At 49.1% G+C, this 20,192-nt stretch carries 19 protein-coding genes; 13 read left to right on the plus strand and 6 right to left on the minus strand.

Annotated elements, in window-relative coordinates:
- Nucleotides 1-40: 40 nt before the first annotated feature.
- On the plus strand, nucleotides 41-1,297 hold the full coding sequence (locus GA004_RS06245) for a type II secretion system F family protein (RefSeq protein WP_283396453.1): 1,257 nt from the start codon (nucleotides 41-43) through the stop codon (nucleotides 1,295-1,297).
- A 26-nt stretch (nucleotides 1,298-1,323) separates the two neighbouring features.
- Here the strand turns inward: GA004_RS06245 and GA004_RS06250 are convergent, their stop codons facing one another.
- Nucleotides 1,324-2,091, minus strand: coding sequence for a class I SAM-dependent methyltransferase (locus GA004_RS06250; RefSeq protein ID WP_283396454.1), 768 nt, complete (start codon nucleotides 2,089-2,091; stop codon nucleotides 1,324-1,326).
- Nucleotides 2,092-2,198: 107 nt separating this feature from the next.
- Here GA004_RS06250 and GA004_RS06255 point away from each other — a divergent pair, with 107 nt between their 5' ends.
- From GA004_RS06255 to GA004_RS06310, 12 genes are all read left to right on the plus strand, one after another.
- Nucleotides 2,199-3,452 (plus strand): ABC transporter permease, encoded by a 1,254-nt coding sequence (locus GA004_RS06255; RefSeq protein ID WP_283396455.1) that lies wholly within the window; start codon nucleotides 2,199-2,201, stop codon nucleotides 3,450-3,452.
- On the plus strand, nucleotides 3,449-4,150 hold the full coding sequence (locus tag GA004_RS06260) for an ABC transporter ATP-binding protein (RefSeq protein WP_283396456.1): 702 nt from the start codon (nucleotides 3,449-3,451) through the stop codon (nucleotides 4,148-4,150). Before GA004_RS06255 ends, GA004_RS06260 begins: the two co-directional genes overlap by 4 nt.
- A gap of 427 nt (nucleotides 4,151-4,577) precedes the next feature.
- A complete protein-coding gene (locus GA004_RS06265; protein WP_283396457.1) occupies nucleotides 4,578-5,234 on the plus strand; it encodes a cytochrome c3 family protein in 657 nt (218 codons plus the stop codon).
- Entirely contained in the window at nucleotides 5,231-8,605 is a 3,375-nt protein-coding gene (locus GA004_RS06270) for a TAT-variant-translocated molybdopterin oxidoreductase (protein WP_283396458.1), read from the plus strand. The genes GA004_RS06265 and GA004_RS06270 overlap by 4 nt, the downstream gene beginning before the upstream one ends.
- Nucleotides 8,605-10,017 (plus strand): NrfD/PsrC family molybdoenzyme membrane anchor subunit, encoded by a 1,413-nt coding sequence (gene nrfD / locus GA004_RS06275; protein ID WP_283396459.1) that lies wholly within the window; start codon nucleotides 8,605-8,607, stop codon nucleotides 10,015-10,017. Before GA004_RS06270 ends, nrfD begins: the two co-directional genes overlap by 1 nt.
- Nucleotides 10,018-10,039: 22 nt before the next feature.
- The gene (locus GA004_RS06280) at nucleotides 10,040-10,594 is read left to right on the plus strand and encodes a DUF3341 domain-containing protein (RefSeq protein WP_283396460.1); all 555 of its coding nucleotides are present in this window, start codon (nucleotides 10,040-10,042) and stop codon (nucleotides 10,592-10,594) included.
- Nucleotides 10,595-10,599: 5 nt separating this feature from the next.
- Nucleotides 10,600-11,208 carry a c-type cytochrome gene (locus GA004_RS06285; RefSeq protein WP_283396461.1) on the plus strand — a complete coding sequence of 203 codons (609 nt, stop codon included), beginning with the start codon at nucleotides 10,600-10,602 and terminating at the stop codon, nucleotides 11,206-11,208.
- The gene (locus tag GA004_RS06290) at nucleotides 11,205-12,428 is read left to right on the plus strand and encodes a hypothetical protein (protein ID WP_283396463.1); all 1,224 of its coding nucleotides are present in this window, start codon (nucleotides 11,205-11,207) and stop codon (nucleotides 12,426-12,428) included. The genes GA004_RS06285 and GA004_RS06290 overlap by 4 nt, the downstream gene beginning before the upstream one ends.
- A gap of 11 nt (nucleotides 12,429-12,439) precedes the next feature.
- A complete protein-coding gene (locus tag GA004_RS06295) occupies nucleotides 12,440-12,718 on the plus strand; it encodes a hypothetical protein (protein WP_283396464.1) in 279 nt (92 codons plus the stop codon).
- 41 nt (nucleotides 12,719-12,759) lie between these two features.
- Nucleotides 12,760-14,238, plus strand: coding sequence for a cbb3-type cytochrome c oxidase subunit I (locus tag GA004_RS06300; RefSeq protein WP_283396465.1), 1,479 nt, complete (start codon nucleotides 12,760-12,762; stop codon nucleotides 14,236-14,238).
- Complete coding sequence (locus tag GA004_RS06305; protein ID WP_283396466.1) at nucleotides 14,238-14,900, plus strand: cbb3-type cytochrome c oxidase subunit II; 663 nt, start codon at nucleotides 14,238-14,240, stop codon at nucleotides 14,898-14,900. The genes GA004_RS06300 and GA004_RS06305 overlap by 1 nt, the downstream gene beginning before the upstream one ends.
- On the plus strand, nucleotides 14,900-15,547 hold the full coding sequence (locus GA004_RS06310; protein WP_283396467.1) for a c-type cytochrome: 648 nt from the start codon (nucleotides 14,900-14,902) through the stop codon (nucleotides 15,545-15,547). Before GA004_RS06305 ends, GA004_RS06310 begins: the two co-directional genes overlap by 1 nt.
- A 30-nt stretch (nucleotides 15,548-15,577) precedes the next feature.
- Here the strand turns inward: GA004_RS06310 and proC are convergent, their stop codons facing one another.
- The 5 genes from proC to GA004_RS06335 are packed head-to-tail and all read right to left on the minus strand — an operon-like array spanning nucleotide 15,578 to nucleotide 19,957.
- Complete coding sequence (proC, locus tag GA004_RS06315) at nucleotides 15,578-16,384, minus strand: pyrroline-5-carboxylate reductase (protein WP_283396468.1); 807 nt, start codon at nucleotides 16,382-16,384, stop codon at nucleotides 15,578-15,580.
- 5 nt (nucleotides 16,385-16,389) lie between these two features.
- Entirely contained in the window at nucleotides 16,390-17,511 is a 1,122-nt protein-coding gene (locus GA004_RS06320; protein ID WP_283396469.1) for an ATP-binding response regulator, read from the minus strand.
- Nucleotides 17,512-17,548: 37 nt separating this feature from the next.
- Nucleotides 17,549-18,421 carry a bifunctional methylenetetrahydrofolate dehydrogenase/methenyltetrahydrofolate cyclohydrolase FolD gene (gene folD / locus GA004_RS06325; protein ID WP_283396470.1) on the minus strand — a complete coding sequence of 291 codons (873 nt, stop codon included), beginning with the start codon at nucleotides 18,419-18,421 and terminating at the stop codon, nucleotides 17,549-17,551.
- A 40-nt stretch (nucleotides 18,422-18,461) separates the two neighbouring features.
- The gene (locus tag GA004_RS06330; RefSeq protein WP_283396471.1) at nucleotides 18,462-19,208 is read right to left on the minus strand and encodes a hypothetical protein; all 747 of its coding nucleotides are present in this window, start codon (nucleotides 19,206-19,208) and stop codon (nucleotides 18,462-18,464) included.
- A complete protein-coding gene (locus tag GA004_RS06335) occupies nucleotides 19,205-19,957 on the minus strand; it encodes a pseudouridine synthase (RefSeq protein WP_283396472.1) in 753 nt (250 codons plus the stop codon). Before GA004_RS06335 ends, GA004_RS06330 begins: the two co-directional genes overlap by 4 nt.
- Nucleotides 19,958-20,192: the final 235 nt, after the last annotated feature.

Raw genomic sequence — 20,192 nt, forward strand, 5'->3', positions numbered from 1 at the left:
AAAAAATGTCTATCTTCCTTCTGCATTTATGATTTAGTCCATGCCAAGTTTCACCTACAGTGCAAAAGATCTAAACGGCGAGTCTGTAAGAGGGTCAATTGATGCCGTGAATCGAAAAGTGGCGCTGCAGAAGTTGACTGCACAGAAGCTTAGGCCGTTGTCGGTAAATGAGACTAATGAGTTGCGGGTGGGGAAAGTGGGCTTATCTGGGTTTAGCTCCCTGTTTAGATCGAATAGCTCTAAGCCAAAGGTGAAGGCTCTGAACCGAAGTGTGGCACTCCCGTTTTTGACTGGCATTCGTGAATTGCTTAATTGCGGTATTCAGTCTGCGGATGCGTTAAGGATGATGAGTACCCGTTTGAGTGATCCTCAACAGAAACTATTGGCTACCAATCTGTGGGATGAACTGAGTCAGGGTCGTTCCTTGTCGGAGGCCTTTAGGAAGCAGCCAAAAGTCTTTCATGAAAGCGTTGTTAGTCTAGTTGAGGCAGGCGAGGCGACCGGAAACCTGAAGAACGTGCTTACGCGAATTGTGGAAAGCATGGAGGAGCAAAAAGCGATTCGAGGCAAGCTCGTCGCTGCTTTGTCCTATCCTTGCTTTCTGATACTTGTTGCTATTGGTCTAGTGTTTCTTTTCCTGTTTAGTTTGCTTCCTCGTATTGAAGGATTGCTGGCGTCTTTGGGGGGTAATTTACCTGCATCGACGAAGATTCTGATAGCAACTGCTGATGGACTTCTCAACTACGGCTGGATCGCGGCAATAGGGATTGCCCTTGTCGTTACGATGCTGGTTTCCTGGCGCAAATCCCCTGCCGGCCGTTTCAAGTTCGACGCCTTACTTCTCCGCATTCCTGGAGCAGGGCGAATCGTGAGGGATACTCAAATCCTGCAATTCACGCAAACGCTTTCCCTTTTGTTGGAAAACGGAATCATCATGGTCCAAGGTCTGGCCATGGCGGAGCGGTCGCTTTCGAATTATTCCATGCGTAGCACCTTTTCTGAAGCGCGCACGAAGGTGGTCGAAGGGGTTGCCCTTTCGACCGCGTTTAAGTCGACCGGGTATTTCGAAGATATGGCTCTGGACGTATTTACCGTGGGAGAAAATACAGGGGATGTCGTACCCGGGCTTAGGCAGATGTCTCGCCAGTATTCAGAGATGATAGACAAGTTTGTTAAGACGCTTCTTGGATTTATCTCAACGGGCGTATTGCTTGGCGTATTTGCGATGGTTGGGATGATCGCGTTTGGGATCATCTCTGCAGTGTTCCAGCTTTCCAGTTCGCTTTCAGCAGGGTAGTCGAAGGTGGGCGAATCAAGTTGGCGTTAGTTGGAGCGCTTTTTGGTGAGTACTACAGCGTCATGGTGATCGACGATGCCTCTTTCGACATAGTCAATGATGGTGAAAAATCGTGACCAGTTTTCCAGGACGTACTGCTTTGTATGGTGAGCGTCTTGATAGAACTGAGGCAAACCGTCCTTCTTGAAGAATCGTCGCTTGGAGTCATTGAAAACAAATCCACTCATCATGTCGAGCTCCCGGGAATGGAGCTCTCGATGGTGTTCACCATGGACCGAAGCAATGAGGATCCCGCCAGGCTGAAGCAGGCGGCTCATTTCTTCCAGCCATTGGTTTTGGCGACGTTCATCGAGATGGGTGAAAACAGAAATTGAGAATATCAGATCGAACGATTCCCTATTGAAACATGTAGGAGGATTGGGATCTATATGCCCAAATCGAGCACCGTGAAGACGCTTCTGACACCAGCGTATCGCAGCGGAGTCGATATCAATGCCCCATAGGTTTGTTTTATCGCTGTTTGTTATATTGCGTAGGACGCGGCCGGTTCCACATCCAAAATCGAGTATGTTTTCAAATCCATCGATCGGACGATTGAGGTTGGCCAGAATTTTCTCGATACTTCCCCATGACAGTCTTCCCACTTCAATATAGCCATGAGGCTCTGTCGATCCGTGTACTCGATATCTGAGTCTTGGAGATGGAACTGCTGGAACCTTTTCTTTTTTCGGCCCTAGTCTCTCAGCTAGACCTAGAAAAAGAAATCTTAATTGGAGAACCAAATAGCTAATCATTTGTTTAGTTGGGTTCCTTCTGCTCTTGGATCAAAATTATCTTGTGGTTAAAGGAATCGCGCAATGGCTTCTTATCCGTCTTTTCAGTATTTTGGAAATACACCGTAATGTCACCCACAATCAGAATAGCTATCCGGTTCTTGCTCGCTAAAAAACGCTCGATGTTGATGAGCTTGGCAGGAATTGTTTTTGGAGTAGGCTTTTTCATTTCGACCCAAGCTCAACTGAGCGGTTATCAGGAGCTGTTTATCGAAACTATCCTTGGAACCGATGGAGCGATAAGAATTGAAGATCGCATCCAAGACGCGAATGTCTTTGTGGCTGCTTCAACAACGAAAAACACCAGCACGAATTTCTTCATCACCGACAAGAACAACCGGCGTTTTGTCGAGGGTATCGAGCATCCTGATAGCGTAATTGAAGCCATCAGTGAATTGGAAAATTTCGAAGCGGCGTCTCCGGTGATCAAGGGGAGTATCCAACTGCAGAGTCCTCTTCGAAAAGACAATGGTCAAATTTACGGTATAATGGTTGACGAGCATATTGCGGTTTCCGCCCTTGAGGACCAGATTCAGTTGGGGTCAATAGAGGATTTCAGGGGCTCCCCCACGGGAATCATTATGGGGCACAAGATGGCGGCACGCCTGGATGTGACGGTGGGTGACTCGATTATCATTCGGGCAGTGGATCAGCAGCGAAGGTATAGAATCACTGCGATTTTCGAGACAGGGGTATCGGACATCGATAAGACCCGTGTATTTATGCACCTGAGCGCGGCCCGATCGCTATTAAAGAAGCCGCACGGGGTCAGCTTCATTCAGGTTAGCATCTATGACAGGGATCACGCCATGGTGGATGCGGAGGTGATCGAGCGGGTTGCCAAGCATTTCTCGGCTCCTTGGCAGGAGAGGGAAAAGTCATGGATGCAGCTGTTTAAAACCCTACAGATTTCGGCAGCGATTACTGTTTCGACGATAATTATCATTTCAGGACTGGGTATGTTCAGCACGTTGTTCATGATCGTCATGGATAAGACTCGAGAGATCGCGATTCTCCGCTCTATGGGCTACACCCGTAATGACATTTCGAATATTTTTCTTTGGCAGGGGGTGATCGTTCTAATCTGTGGCACGATTCTTGGTTGTGGAATGGGTTACCTTATTACCTTTGCTATTTCCTATCTGCCGATGCCCCTTTCAGGAATTTTCGCCACTGAGTACTTTGTGGTCAATTCGACGGCATGGCACTATGTCCAAGCGGTGATCGCGGCGATTATTATTGTGATGATTGCCTGTTTCGCTCCTTCCCGCAAAGCGGGGAAACTTGTGCCGGGAGACGTTATTAGGGGAACGGCGGCATGAGTGAGATTGAAGTGGGAGGGCAAAAGGAAGTCGCTCTGGAATGTCGCGAGCTCCACAAGCACCTTGGGGAGGGCGAGACTCAAGTGCATGTGCTGCGGGGGGTGAACTTGAAGCTCTATCGCGGCGAGGTCTCAGCGATTGTCGGGCCCTCGGGTTGTGGAAAGAGCACTTTGCTTTATCTTCTTGGGCTGTTGGATTTGCAGGACTCGGGCTCTATTTTGATCCAAGGGGAGGAAGTGCCGCCAAACAATGATGGAGAGCACACGCGGATCCGTGGAGAAAATGTCGGGTTTGTATTCCAGTTTCACTTCCTGTTGCCTGAGTTTAGTGCATTGGAAAACGTGATGTTGCCGATGCGGAAGCTAGGGCGGCTCAATCCGAAAGAGATGAAATCGCGGGCCCATGCTTTGTTAAATGAAGTCGGGCTTGGCGATAAGACACATCGCTTGCCTTCCCAGCTTTCTGGAGGCGAGCAGCAGAGAGTTGCGATCGCCCGGTCATTGGCAAATACGCCAGGTGTGTTACTCGCGGATGAGCCGACCGGCAACTTGGATGTTAAAAACTCGCTAATGGTGTTCGAGTCGCTAACTCGTCTTGCAAAAGAGAAAGGTCAAGCTGTTTTGATAGTCACTCATAATCCCGACCTGGCCGAGAAGTGTGATCGGATTCTGAGGATGCAGGACGGACAGTTTATCTGATCAATCGATCCCGATGCGGTGGGCTGTAGCATCCGAGAGACCCGTTCCAACTAATGGCTTTTTATTAGATTCTCAATTCCGATTCAAAGGCCGTTCTAATAACTTTCAAAACTGAAGCCGCAACTCGCTAATTTTATTTGCTATTTGAACAGGCTTTCCTTCACTCCCGATGCTTAAATTGACCATCCTCCAAACAGTGAGTTCCGAAAATTACCGCAAATCATTTATTTTAAGATCGCTGGCTGCTATTTCAGGATTAGTGGCACTGCCAACACAGCTAAGTCGAAAGCGGTCAAAACCATCGAATCCAGATAAAATCGCGACCGCCTTCAATCTGCAAAGCGATCCTAACGCAATTTCGAGAAGCGAATCGGGATCAGTCTAGACCGCCTCTCTTAAAAAATAGAGCGACAAAGAATATCACGTCATGTCAAGAGTGTTTCCAAAGTGGTCTAACGCGCTTCCTTTAAAGATAATTGTCTTTGTATTTATATTAGCGGCGGCCGTTGTTTCTGGAGTAACATACTACGCAACTCCAAACTACACGCGTGTTGGCTACCAGCCAGCGCAACCCGTACCCTACGATCACAGTTTTCATGTGGGTCAACTTGGGTTGGATTGCCGGTATTGCCATAGCAAAGTTGAGGAGTCCGGTCACGCTAACGTCCCGTCTGCGGGCACCTGTATGTCCTGTCATAGTCAGATAAAAACCGATAGCGAGTTGCTGGAGCCAATTAGGGCGAGCTACGCATCGGGGGACCCGATTCCTTGGGTTCGCGTCCATGAAGCACCGGACTATGTTTATTTTAATCACGCGGTACACGTAAACCGTGGTGTTTCTTGTGTGGAATGCCACGGTAAGGTGAACGAGATGGAAGTCGTGACCCATGACCAGCCCCTCAGCATGGGTTGGTGCTTGGATTGTCACCGCAATCCAGAAGAGCATATTCGTCCTGTCGACCTGGTTACCAATCTCGATTGGGTGCACCCGGGCGGCAAGAAAGGCCAGATCGAAGATGGCTTGAAGTTTGTCGAAGAGTGGAACATTAACCCGCCTCAAAGTTGCTCAGGCTGCCACCGATGAAACCGATTAATTCCACACCTTCTACTATGGCAGAGCAAACGGGGCCTCGCTACTGGCGAAGCCTTGACGAGTTGTCCCAGTCTCCTGAATTCATCGAGCAAGTACACCGTGAATTCGGCCCCGAGGCATCGGAGATGAACGAGGTCGACCGCCGTCATTTCTTCAAGATAATGGCCGCATCTTTCGCCTTGGGCGGAGTAGGCTTTACCGGCTGTCGTCGTCCGGAGTCCTATATTTTGCCGCATTCGAAGGCTCCCGAGTACCAGGTGCCGGGCCAGCCGCTTTACTATGCGTCCCAATTTTCTCTGCGGGGTGAAGGGATCCCTTTGCTCGTCGAGACTCACGCGGGTCGCCCCACAAAAATCGAGGGAAACTCCGATTACAGGGGCTACAGCGGCGGAACCAGTCTCAAAGCCCAGGCCTCATTGCTCGAGCTCTACGATCCTGATCGCTCGACCCGCTACACCAAAGACGGTGCGAACCTTTCAAAAGAGGAAGCACTCGATACCCTCAAGAATTTAAATGGAGCGTTTAACACTTCCAAAGGAAAAGGCGTCGGCGTTTTAACCGAAAAGTCCTCGTCACCCACTCGCCTCCGCCTGAAGAAGGCCTTTTTAAAGGCCTATCCTAATGCGATTTGGTCTGAGTATGAGCCGGTTGTGACAGAAAACTCGAAGGAAGCAGCAGCTTTAATTGCCGGCGCCAATCTCGAGCCGAAGTATGACCTTACGGACGCAGAGCGCATTCTCAGCGTTGAGGGTGATTTTCTAGGAGACAATCCAGGGAGCCTTAGTCTGAGCAAGCAGTTTGCCGATGGCCGACGGGTGCGTTCAGCGGAAGATCAAATGAATCGGTTGTATGTTGCAGAAAGCGGTTTCAGCATGACCGGAGCGATGGCGGATCACCGCAAGCGTCTTGCAAGCAGCCATATGACGGCTTTACTCGCGGCGGCGGCGCTCGAAATCAATCTTGGAGTGGAAGGCGAAGCCTTGCAGCCGATCTTTGAGAAACTTGCTAGTGGCCTCGATTCGGAAACGAGAGAATGGATCAGCGGGGCCATGGTCGACTTAGACCACTTCAAAGGCAAAAGTGTGGTCTACGCTGGACCGCAATTGAGCAAGGAAGCTCAGGGGATCGCGTTGCTGATCAACGAGAAACTTGGAAATCTGGGCAAGACGCTCAAGTTGGTTGAAGTTGAAGAGGATAATTCAGCAAGCATCCAGAAACTGAGCGAGGCAATTGACTCCGGTTCGATTGAAACGTTGATTATCGCTGGCGGTAATCCGGTCTACAACGCGCCCGCTGATCTTGATTTTGGTCCTAAGCTAGGGAAGGTTGAATCGGTTCTTCGACTGGGTTACTACGACGATGAAACGTCCGAGAAATCCAATTACCACTTTGTTCAGTCCCACTACCTAGAGGCTTGGGGGGATGGCCGTACTTACAATGGTGATATCCTCACCCAGCAGCCAATGATCTTGCCTCTGTTCGATGGCATCTCGGAGATTGAGATGCTGGGACGATTAGTTGGTGAAGAGAACGTAGATGGGCATAGTCTTGTTTACGGAACTTTTCAGAATATTGGTTCCAGTGGGAAACGGGCATTCGACAAGTTCCTCCACGACGGCTTCCTGAGCGATTCGGGTTTCAAAGTGAACCGGTCCCTAATTTCAGGAATGAAACTGGCGAATGTACTTGCAGATGCGGAAGCTCCGGTTTCGCCGACTGGTAAAGATAATTTAGAAGTCGTATTCACGGTAGACTCTTGCGTTGATGATGGGCGTTATTTGAACAACGGATGGCTTCAAGAGTGTCCGGATCCCATGACGAAGATGACGTGGGATAACGCTATTTACGTAAGCCCGCGACTAGCCAATGAGCTGGACATCGTGGCAGCGGATTCATTGCTGCAAATCACCCGCAAGAATCCAAACGTAGTCAAAGACGGACGGTCTTACTCTCCTGCTGGCAAGGTTTCGGTGGGAGGGCGCGAGGTTACAGGAGGCATTCAGATCCTTCCAGGCCTAGATAATTATTCGATCATTCTTCCTCTTGGCTACGGTCGTGCCCGTACGGGTAGAGTGGGTACCAATTCTGGCTACAGTTCCTACTCAGTAAGGACATCGGATACCGCTCATTTCGCTTCCGGTGCTTCGATCGAGCTGACCGGTGAAGTCATCCAGCTCGCGAATACACAAGAACACTGGTCGATGGAAGGTCGGGCGATCATTCGCGAGTCCAATATCGACGACTACGCGTCGGATCCGCATTGGGTGGACAAGATGGGTATGGAAAGCCACTCGCCTCCCGTACTCGGGAAGGACAAGGGGATGTCTGTACAGGAGCGTTCGATGTCCACTCCTCGTGGAGGATCCGCTTACGAGCATCCCAACCACACCGGTATCCATCAGTGGGGAATGTCGATCGACTTGAACGTCTGCTCGGGTTGTAATGCCTGCGTCGTTGCCTGCCAAAGTGAAAATAATATTCCAATCGTAGGGAGAGACCAAGTACGTCGCGGTCGGGAAATGCACTGGATCCGGTTGGATCGCTACTTCTCTTCGAGCGATGTCAAGCGCGACAAAGACGGAAATCCGATTTTAGATAGCCATGGAGAAAGGCAGCTCGATCTAGCAGCGATTCCGGAGGATCCGCAAGTTTCACTCCAGCCGATTGGCTGCATGCATTGTGAAACCGCGCCTTGCGAAACGGTTTGTCCGGTCAATGCGACGGTACACGATGAAGACGGCCTCAACACGATGGCTTACAATCGCTGTATTGGAACTCGCTACTGTGCGAACAACTGTCCGTACAAAGTGCGTCGCTTCAATTTTATGGATTACCAGCAGCGTCCTTTGGACCGACTGTACGAAGGACCGTTAGCACCAAAGGGGATGCCGGAATTGGTCCAGATGGCCCAGAATCCAGATGTTTCGGTTCGCATGCGTGGTGTGATGGAAAAGTGCACCTATTGCGTACAGCGTATCCAGCAAGCGAAGATCGCCCAGAAAGTAAAAGCTAGTGATAGCAACGACATTCGGATTCCTGACGGAACGATCAAGGTAGCCTGTCAGCAGGTTTGTCCGATGGATGCGATCGAATTTGGGGATGTTAGTGATCCTAACAGCAAGGTTTCAGAGCTACAGGCTAACGAGCGTAACTACGCGGTTCTTGGATACACCAATGCTCGTCCACGTACGACCTATCTCGCAAAACTGCGAAACCCGAACCCAGACATGCCGGATTACTATGATCAACCGTTGGCTAAGGCGGAATACAAGGCGACGAAGCCAAAGAAAAAGGGCGGGTATGATTCACACAACGACCACGGTTACGAGGATGCCCATTCAGAGACAGGAGGGTCGCACTAATGGCTAGCTCACATCCTATTTCCGACGAAGTTAAGCCGGCTATTCTCCAAGAAGTTGATCCGGTCGATATCCCGCGTCCCGCTCTTGTCGACAACAACCGGGGCTTTAATTGGATAACCGACAAGATCTGTGGAATCGTTGAAGAGAAAACGCCTACCTGGTGGTGGGTTTGTTTCATTATGGCTTGTGCGACGGCTTCGTTCACAGTGATCGGGCTCGTCTACTTGGTCGCCACTGGAACAGGTGTTTGGGGACTGGCAAATCCCGCAAACTGGGGATGGGCGATTGTAAACTTTGTTTTCTGGATCGGTATTGGTCACGCGGGTACTCTTATTTCCGCGATCCTCTGCCTCCTTCGCCAAAAGTGGCGGACTTCTATTAATCGAGCGGCCGAGGCGATGACGATTTTCGCGGTGGTTTGCGCGGGCATCTTCCCGGTATTCCACGTAGGACGTGTGTGGATGGCTTGGTTCCTTTTCCCTATACCGAATGCAAACGCAATCTGGCCTAACTTTCGGTCGGCACTTCTGTGGGACGTTTTTGCGGTGTCAACTTATGGTACGGTATCGGTCCTTTTCTGGTACGTTGGATTGATTCCTGATTTGGCGAGTGTGCGCGACCGCGCGAAGAACAAGATCCGTCAGGTTCTCTACGGAATCTTTGCGATGGGGTGGCGGGGATCAAATCGCCAGTGGAGCAACTATGAAATGTGCTATTTGATTTTGGCGGGACTATCGACGCCACTGGTACTTTCGGTTCACACGATCGTATCGTTTGACTTTGCGATTTCTCTTTTGCCCGGATGGCACACGACTATCTTTCCGCCGTACTTCGTTGCTGGTGCTATTTTCTCGGGCTTTGGCATGGTATTGACGCTTATGCTGCCTTTGCGAGCGATCTACCGTCTGGAGGATCTGATTACACAGTATCATATCGACTGTATGACCAAGATCATCTTGGCCACCGGTACGATGGTGGGATACGCCTACGGTATGGAGTTCTTCATAGCGGCATACGGAGCGAATGACTTCGAGATTTTCGCCTTCGTCAACCGTGCCTTTGGAAACTACGCCTGGGCTTATTGGATAATGATCTCCTGCAATGTGCTTTCGCCTCAATTCTTCTGGTTTAAGAAGATTCGCGAAAATACGGCCTTGGTTTGGATCATTACGATTTTTGTCAACATCGGCATGTGGTTTGAGCGGTTCGTGATTGCCGTCACGACATTGACTCGCGACTTCTTGCCATCGAGCTGGGGTTACTATTCGCCCACAATCATCGACATTTTCACTTACGTGGGGACGTTCGGAGTGTTCTCTGTTCTCTTCCTCCTATTCCTTCGCTTCCTGCCACTTATGGCGATGGCGGAAATAAAGGCCGTCACTCCACAGGCGGACCCTCACAAACATTAGTTGAAAGCGAATTCCTCCGACAATGGTTAATCAACACGGACTTATCGCTAAATTCGATACCCCTGCCGACATCATGCATGCGGCAGAGAAGGTGAGAGATGCTGGCTACAAAAACTGGGACGTTATCACGCCGTTTCCGATCCACGGGATGGATCCAGCTATGGGAATCAAGAGGTCTCTAGTAGGACGATTCACCATCGTTGGTGGCACCATTGGACTTACAACGGGAATGTTGATGATTTGGTTCACGGGAGCATCAGAACTCAGTCTTCCTTATATGGAAGGCTACAAGCTCATCGTTGGCGGCAAACCGTATTTCAGCCCGCAGTTTGCATTTCCTGTCTCTTACGAGCTAACCATTCTGTTTTCTGCCTTTGCTTCCATTGGAGGCATGTTCATTTTGAATAAGCTGCCGAGGCACCATCATCCGGTTTTAAAGTACAAGGACGTTGCCGCCAGCTCGGACGACAAGTTCTTTCTATACATCGAAAATGAAGATCCGCAATTCGACGGGGAGAAGACACGCTCTTTCCTTAACGATCTCGGACCAGTTGAAGTCGGGGAGTTGGAGGAATAATTTCGATGCGATACGTTTTTCTAGTATTTATTCTTGGTGTCATCGGGGTGTTAGCGATTCTCGGTCCACGAGGTGAGGTTTCAACTCGACCACCACTGGAAGTATTTTCAGACATGGATCGGATGCCAAAGTACCAACCCCAAGCGAAAAGCGCTTTCTTCGCGGATGGCCGTACCGATCGGCTCCCAGTTGACGGAACAGTTGCTCGAGGTACATACTACGAAAACGAATACTATAGCACGGGGGAAAGCGGTGAAGAATTCGGCAGTGGGTTTCCTATTGGGGTCGACTATGACTCGATTTCACGCGGTGAGGATCGATTTAATATATACTGTTCGATTTGTCATGGTGCGGCAGGGGATGGAGACAGTATGACTAAAAAATATGGCATGCTGACGGTAGCGAACCTCACAGAACAGCGATTGGTAGACTACACGGATGGGCAGCTTTACGACGTGGTTAAGAACGGTAAAGGGCTTATGCTTGGATACGCGGACCGTCTCACGGTCGAAGATCGCTGGAACGTTGTCCTTTACGTCCGTGCTTTACAGCGGGCCGCAAACGGCACTGTTGATGATTTGACGCCTGCTAAGCGAGAGGAGCTCGGACTATGAGCGAAGATTTTTCACCTAAGCCAAAAAAGTGGCTGGCGATCGGAGTCGTTGGACTGACCATTTCGTTTGTCGGCTTCTTTGTTGATACGCAACTAGCGGTATGGTCGTATCTCATCGGGTTGATTTTCATCACATCCATCGCTGTCGGGATGCTGTTCCTGGTGATGATCCACCATATTTTCGATGCAGAGTGGTCCGTTATCGTGAGACGGCAGGCGGAGCACTACATTTCTGCCCTACCATACATGGGATTTCTCTTTATCCCCCTTTTCATTATTACCTATATGGGCAAGGATCAAGGGGTGCTTTGGTTATGGATGAATCAGGATGCGCCTCTTCATGGTCATGGTACCGTGAGCACAGATATACTTTACCAAAAGAAGACTTGGTGGCTGTCGGAGACTTTTTTCTGGTTTCGAGCTGTTTTCTGTTTTGCGGTCTGGACCTATTTTGCTCGAGCGTTTCGGAAAAACTCGTTCACGCAGGATGAGGACGGTTCCCCTAATCACACCTTTTCGAGCCGCAAACACGCTGCCGCGGGACTCATTCTGGTTGCCCTAACTTGGACCTCCGCGGCTTTCGATTGGATTATGGGCCTTGAGTACCACTGGTTTTCCACTATGTTCGGTGTATGGATTTTCGCGAGTGCTATGCGTGCGGCGTTAGCGGTGATGCTTCTAACATGCGCGTTCTTGGTCGCGAAGGGTCCTTTGAAAGGAATTCTGAATACGAAGCATTTACATGACGTGGCCACTCTAGCCTTTGCGTTTACAGTATTTTGGGCTTACATTACCTTTTCCCAGTATTTCCTGATCTGGAATGCCAACATTCCGGAAGAGACTTTCTGGTTTAACGATCGCGAGCAGGGGATTTGGTGGCCGATCTCCATGATTTTGATCTTCGGTTATTTTCTATTCCCGTTTCTCTATATGCTCCAGTTCCCGCTCAAAACGAATTTCAAGTCTATGACTTTCATGGCTACCTGGTTGCTGTGCATGAACCTGCTGGATGTTTTCTTCAACATTCTTCCGTCTTTGAAGGACTCGCATGGCGAGCCATTTCAATTGTTCTCAAGTTTTCATAATATCATTTGGTACATTTCAGGAGTTGCTGGAGCCGGGGGAGTTTTACTTTGGGCCTACTGGTCGAGTTTCCTGAAAACGAAGATCATACCGATTCGCGATCCACGCATTCAGGATTGCTTGAACCACAACCATTAATTTAAAGAGCGATGAGCGAAACCGCCCAAACACCTTCACGAAGCGCCTTCCCAACGACTGTCGCTATATTGGGAAGTTTACTGATCTTCTATTTCTTTATTAGTTTCACGTATCTGGATTCAGAAGTCGAATCGGGAGAGCCTTCCTTAGAGCGACCCTCATTGGTAGAGCACGAAGCAATCGTTTCGGAAAAACTTTCCAAGTACTCGGTTATGGACGCCTCCACAGGTAAAGTTCGGCTGCCCATAGAGCGCGCCAAAGAGCTTATCGTTTCTGAAAACTCAAAGTAGTTTATACAGACTGAGGAGTTCATCGAATTGTAGTTTTGAATATGAATTTGATCGGCAATATTTGCTCTTCGCTTTTTCCTGATCTCTCGGGAGATTCGAAGAACCGTGAGGGTGTCCGTGGGATTGATGCGTCGATTCGCTTTCCCCTACTTGCACTGATCATAAGCGCGTTTGTTTGGCTGATTGTAGCGACTGTTTTCGGATTGATTGCCTCCATAAAATTGCACTCGCCTGGATTCCTTGCGGATTACTCGTTCCTCACTTACGGAAAGGTGGCCCCTATTTTCTGGAACTCCTTGGTGTACGGCTGGCTTTTTAATGCCGGTCTGGCCTGTGCGGTTTTTTTGTTGAGTCGACTAGGCGGGAACAACGCAGGACTAGGAGAGTTTCTAACTATTTCTATCACTCTTTGGAATACCGGAGTCACGGCTGGGATAATTGGAATCATGTGGGGCGAGCAATTACCTTTTCAGTGGCTCGAGTTCCCCGCGTTTGCAGCACCGATATTGTTCTTAGCGTTCCTAGGAATTGGGACTTGGAGTTTGCTGACCTTTAGGGCTCGAATTCATAGATCGAGCTACGCATCGCAATGGTGGATTCTCGCTTCAATTTTTTCGTTTGCGTGGATCTACACGGCTGCACAGGTAATGTTGGTCGGCATGCCGGCGCAGGGAGCCATTCAAACATTGGTCAACTCCTGGTACGTTGAGAATGTATTTGGATTGTTTATTGCTCCGTTAGCATTCGCGACTCTCTATTATCTTCTTCCCAAAACGTTGGGCGCGGCAGTTGTTGGGTACAAGTATTCGAGTTGGGCGTTCTGGTCATGGTTCTTGTTTGCTAGCTTTTCAGGAATTGCGGATCTCGCGAATGGTCCAATACCTGCGTGGGTATCCTCTTTAGGGGTTATCGCGACTTTTGGCCTTCTGATTCCAACGACTACGATGTCGATCCAGTTCTTATCCAGTTTGTTCAGCCGTTTCAGTGTGATATGGGACTCAGCAACCGCCCGCTACCTATTTGTAGGTTGTATTACATTCCTACTTGTAATGTATCACAAGATTTTTGGAGCACTCAGAGGTTCACTGGATACCACTCAGTTTTCCCTCTATGACTCAGGCGTCACTCAACTTGCGCTGTTTGGATTCGCTGGGATGACTTTTACAGGTGCCATTTATTTTATTCTTCCACGCCTTTTGAATAAGGAACTTCCTTCCACTTCTCTGATCGATTTGCAGTTTTGGTCCCATTTGATGGGGTTGATTCTCGTATCCATAGGACTGATTTCAGGAGGCACTCAACAAGGAGAACTGATGAACGGAAGCACTGCTGAAGCGCTCGTTGTGGTAAAGACGATGCAGAGTAGTTTCTATCTAACTACCATTGGAATGGTGTTCTTTCTTTTTGGAGCTGTGGCTAGTGGAGCAACTTACATTGGAATCATGCTTTCGACTCGGACACCGGAGGAAACCGAAACTAGTCTTATTAAAGAGGCTCCGGAATTGGAGTATAGCACCTAATGAATCGTGGTCCTTTCATATTTTTAGGGATTTTCCTCATCGTCGCAACTTCTTGGACGTTCGTTCTTTTTAAAACAAACCAAGGGGTAGGGAACCTTTCCGCAGTACTTGATGAGGATCTAGGTAAGTACGTTCCTGGTAAAACGATTGGAGCAGCGGCCCACGGCAAGGAAGTCTATCAAGAATTGGGCTGTATCGCCTGTCACACGCAGCAGGTGCGAGTGGCATCTGGAATGGACATCGCTCGAGGTTGGGGTGAACGGCAGTCTGTGGCTCGCGACTATATTAATGACGAAAGATCACTCATTGGAAATGTTCGGATTGGTCCGGATCTTTCTAATGTTGGGGCACGTCAATTAGACAGGAATTGGCACCTCCTTCATTTCTACAATCCCCAAATCAATTCCCAGGGAACGAACATGCCACCGTATCCATTTCTTTACGAAGTGCGTGAGGTCGTTGGTGAGGCATCAGCGAACGCCCTTGATCTGCCGGAAGAGTTTTCTCCTGGAGAAGGACTTGAGGTGATCCCGACAAGAAAGGCGGAATCGCTCGCTTCATACATGCTAAGCTTGAAAGTTGATTACGATTTAAAGGAAGCCCCTAAATCGAACGAAACGATGGCTGAGGAATTAGCCGTTGCGTTGGAGAATGCACAGTAATGAGTGACGAATTCCAAAATCGGGATTTACCGGGAATCGACCAATCGCTAGCCAGCGATGGGAGTATCGTAAAGACCCATGCGCGGATCCGTCGCGAGCCATCTACGGCTTTCCCAGTACTTTTTTTTACCTGCTCGGCGGTAATCGCCGTAATAATTTTTAGTTGGTTTTACGCTCGACGTTACTTAGGCGAGGAGAATTCTTATTTGCACGAAAGAGCTGATATCGCTCTACACAATGATTGGCAGGAGCGACCTAGAGGTCCAATCGTTTACGATTACTTTGCGATTGGAGAATCGCTCTACACAAAGATGGCTTGCGTGGGCTGTCACCAGGCGGATGGAAATGGTCTTCCGGGTCAGTTCCCTCCATTGGCAGGTTCTGAGTATGTGATCACCGAAGACCAGGCTGTGCCAACGAAAATTTTGCTAGCGGGTTTAGTAGGCCCAATCACAGTTAAAGGAAACGAATATAATGGGAATATGCCGGCTTATGGTCTGGGCTTAAAGGATCATGAAATTGCAGGTCTAGTTACCTATATTCGTAATAACTGGGGCAACGAGGCAGGCGAGGTCAACACTGATCGAGTTGCCGCTATACGAGCCGAAATCGGGGTTCGTAGCCCGTATACTGCAGAAGAACTCTAGGCCGGATTGCACGGTTTATTCGAATACTATTCAGCCTGCTGGTCTGGATAGTTCTTCCGAACGATTAACCGCTTTATATATCCCTTTGTGGATCGTTTCGGACCAATCGGCGGACTTGAGGCTCTCCAGCAAAGCGTGGGTCACACCGTTGGGCGAGACCACTTCATCGACTAGTTCAGAAGGAAGCTGGCCGCTTTGCTTCATTAGTTCGAGGGAACCGATTCCGGTCTCTATCGCTAGTTGAGTGGCAAGGGAGCGTTCTAGCCCATGCGTTTCAGCTGCTTGCGCGACAAAGTCGATAAACTGAAAAAAGACTGCGGGTCCGCAGCCGCTTACCGCGGTAACGATGTGCATTTGCGGTTCATTGACTTCGTAGCTGGCCCCCAACGCCCCAAGCATTGATTCCACGATTTCTCGGTCGTCGTTGGTGGGAGGATTTTCAAAGCAATAGGCACTCACCCCTTTGCCAATTCGCGATGGCGTGTTGGGCATGACTCGAACCACGTTTCGAGCTAAAGGAAATGCGCTTCGAAGTGACGGCAGGTTGCGTCCGGCGAGTACGGAAATCAACAATGAGCCTTTGGCAGCATTTCCTTCCTCTTCCGTTATGGTATCCAAATGCTGGGGCTTGAATGCTAGAATAACGGTATTGGACTGGTTGAGGAGCTCGAGACGCGAGGAAGATAGTCTAATACCCGCTTCCAGGGAGAGAGCCCGTGCGGTCTTTCCCGATCCCGAGATGCAACTGACTTCTTGCGAGGAAAAAACGCCTTTTTTTAAAATGCCAAGTACGATCGCCCGAGCGAGGTTTCCTGCACCAATAAATCCAATACTCATATAAACTAGGCGTCGCTTTCTTGATACGGATGAGTGAACTCGGCCGTGACTCCGCAAGTCTCATTTTTATTGATTCGAATTTCACCTCCCAAAGTGCGAATGGCGTGGCGAGCGATTGTCAGCCCCATTCCGACCCCAACGGTGTTTTTCGTGCTGACGAAGGGTTCGAACATATTGTCTTCCACCTCTGGGTCGATTCCATCCCCTTTGTCGATGACTTGAAAAACCACATTCTGCTGGTCATCGGAAAATTGGGTGGTGAGCCTAATGGGCCGCTCTCTCTTCTTGGATGGGATATAGCTTTCCCAAGCATTTAGGATTAGTTTGGAAAGGGCATCCTCGAAGGCTTCAATGTTTGTCTGGATCGACTTTCCATCGAGCTGGTTGTCTATATCGACAACCATGCTCGTGCCCGCAGCTTCATTTGCTCGCTCGATACTATTGGCAACAAGCTTGTCGATCAACATGCTGTGTAGCGATAGCTTTGTAGTGAATGCAACCGTACTCAGCTGTTTTATGATACCGACGATTCGGTTTGCAGCTCCTTCAACCCGGGTAAGGTTGTGCAAAACTTTCTCCGCGTCATTGTGATTGGCTTTCGCCAGTTCCATGTAACCCATAACGACTCCGAGGAGGTTATTGAGGTTATGGGCGATGCCCTGGGTGAGCGCTCCAATCGATGCGGCCCGTCGCGATTCGCCGAGCCGTTTGGTCAGTTCGATATTATCCTGATTAATTGCCAGATATTTGAGTTGCGACCTAATTCGAGCGGTGGTCTCCTCCAAATCGATGGGCTTGGTGATGTAGTCTACTGCACCGGCTTGTAGTCCTTCCAGCTTTCCTTTTTTTGAGTTTTGGGCGGTTACAAAAATGACCGGGATAGATTTTGTGCGTTCATCCTCACGGAGTCTTTGGCAGACTTCAAAGCCATCCATGCCGGGCATCATGATATCCAAAAGTATGAGATCGGGCGAACCCGACCGAGCGAGCTCGAGTCCCTCCTGCCCGCTTCGAGCGGTTAGTACCCCGAGCCCCTCTAGTTTGAGTTTACGACTCAAAACCTGAATATTAACCGGCTCATCATCGACTACCAGTATCGTGCGATCGGGCGAATTTTGCTCGGTCATATTTGGAAGAAATGAATTATTTGACACATTAAGCCAATCAAGCGTTTTGCAATTCGTATGCTTTAACTGTATTTTTCATTAATATTGCCACGGTCATCGGACCAACGCCTCCCGGAACGGGAGTGATTCTCGAAGCGAGAGGGGAAACTTCGCTAAAGTTGACGTCTCCCACAAGTTTGTACCCCTTTTTCTTAGATGAATCTTCGACCCGGTTAATCCCGACGTCTATCACGACGGCACCCTCTTTCACCATGTCGCCGGCGACCATTTCCGGCTTGCCAATCGCCGCTACGAGAACATCCGCTTGTCGAGTGATTTCCTTCAGATTCCGCGTTCTAGAGTGACAGACCGTAACCGTCGCATTCGCATGCGGTCCTTTCTGCATTGCGAGAAGAGAAAACGTTTTCCCGACGATTAAGCTGCGACCTAAAACGACGACATGCTTTCCTTCAAGTGGGACGCCTTCCCTTTGGCAGATTTCGATGATTCCAGCTGGAGTACAAGAAACGAACCCGGTGGGATCCTCTTGAACAATCCTACCAGCGTTGACGACGTGAAAACCGTCGACGTCTTTGATCGGGTCTATGCGGTTGAACGCGGACTGTTCATCGAGTTGTGAGGGTAACGGTGATTGTATCAAAATTCCGTTTACCGAGCTATCTGCGTTTAGTTCGTCAATTTTTGCAAAAAGCACGTCCTTTGTGATCGTGTCTTCAAAGGCGAAAAGCAGGGGACGAATCCCGATTCTTTCAGCGGTCTGATTCTTGCTTCGAACATAGGAAACAGACGCCGGATCTTCGCCGACTCGAATAAAGGCGATACAGGGTTTGGCTCCCTTTATCTGAGATACTTTTGAATTGAGCTCATCGACAATATCGCGAGCGATTTGTTTGCCATCAATTAGTTTCATTTAGATGCAAGCGAATCTACCAATTATGAGTGTGAAACGGTTAGTTTTTCTTTTTCAACATCTTGGCGCGAAGCACGATGGAATCTATGTTTTCAAGGTCATCGATCGTCCCCCAAGCCGTTAATCGTGTATTCACGAAATTGGTAAACGGCTCCGCATCAGGAAGCTTCGAGTGATCGACGTAGGCAATTGTTTCATTGTCGCTGTTGATCAACTTGAATTTGTATCCCGATCGAGTTGACTCGAGATAGCTAGCAGAGACAAGTATGCCTTCCAAGGATTGACCAGAGTCGCTAACGATTTTGGGCTGCTTGGGCACTACGGTTCTTGCCGCGTTCGGCTTAAGTTTTGGTGTGGGCGGCACCGAGTAGTCGCGAATGTAACCGAGTACGATAGTTTCAAGGTTTATATGGCAGAACCGCGGGTCGATAGAGACAATCTCCGCCTTGTCCAGGTCGGTTGCGATCGCGAGGATATCAGCATCGGATCTTGGGCTTAGCAAGTAGCGAGAGCCAGGAAGTGGAAGGAAATTTTTTCCTATGTCTTGGCTATCTAAATACACAAGAAACTCGCCTCTGTAGTAAATCGGTCTCCACCCAGAGGCAGGTTCGGTATTCTTTGGCCACTCTGCGTTCACAGCGAGCGAAAGGGAAGGGAGTTTTCCAATTTGAGTGGAGTTAGGGTCGGGGCGAATCCGAACGTTGATTGACTCTTGGGCGAATGTGGAAACGCCACCTGCCAGGGTCGCTAGTAGCACCAATATAGGTAGGATGATGACAGCTTTCATAAGGTATTCTCGTGTTTGAATAGTTTCTGAATCTCGTTTTTTTGTAGAATTATTCCGACGCCCTTAGGCATTCCTTTGATGCTGAAGGTTCCGATTTGGTATCGTTTCAGTCGTTTGACGTCGTATCCAAGAACCATGAACAGATTGCGGATTTCCCGCTTCTTTCCGTGGTGCATCTGGACATCGACTTCTTTGGAGGCATCGTTGCTCTGGTTTCCAAGAAGGGCGGCCTTCTCCACTTTCATTCTCTCCCCTTCGTAGTTTATGCCCTTGATGAGTTTAGGAATGCTTTTTTTTGGGAATGGTTGTTTTAGAGATACCTGGTAGCGTTTCACGACGAGATTCGACGGATGCATCAGTCGGTTTGCCAAATCTCCGTCATTGGTCAGAATGACTAGCCCTTCGCTTTCCTTGTCGAGCCTTCCCGCACAGAAAAGTCGAAGGCTTTGATAGTCCTTGGGAATGAGATCGAAAACAGTGCGGTCGTTGTGTGGATCGTCGTTGCTGCAAATGAACCCTTTGGGCTTGTTCAAAGCGAATACAGCCTGACCTTGCTTGCGATGCCGAATCCGCTGCCCTTCGTAAATGACTTCGTCGATACCTGGTTCAATTTTATCTCCAATCTGGGCGATCTTGCCATTGACCATGATCGATCCATCACGGATGAGCACTTCCGCTGTTCGTCGCGAGCAGACGCCCATTTCAGCCAGATATTTTTGAAGTCGCAGCGAGTTAGTTTTAGTTGCCATTTTTGGAATTGCACGGTAGCCTAGAGGTGGATCTAAATTTTAGTACTTTTCCTTGCTTGAAAACGCGTTAATTTCCTTGACCGAGTTGCTTGCAATCATTTGACGAAATAAAGATGGTCCCGACCAGTGAGAGCAAGCGGAAGCAGGGTTTACGTGCGTTTTTCGCTGAAAACTAACATTGCCTAAGCGCTTCTAGAGCTTTGGACTGTTTGCTTTGGTTTAACTTAGCAGTTAT

It is taken from the genome of Candidatus Pelagisphaera phototrophica (assembly GCF_014529625.1).
Taxonomy (GTDB): Bacteria; Verrucomicrobiota; Verrucomicrobiia; order Opitutales; family Opitutaceae; genus Pelagisphaera; species Pelagisphaera phototrophica.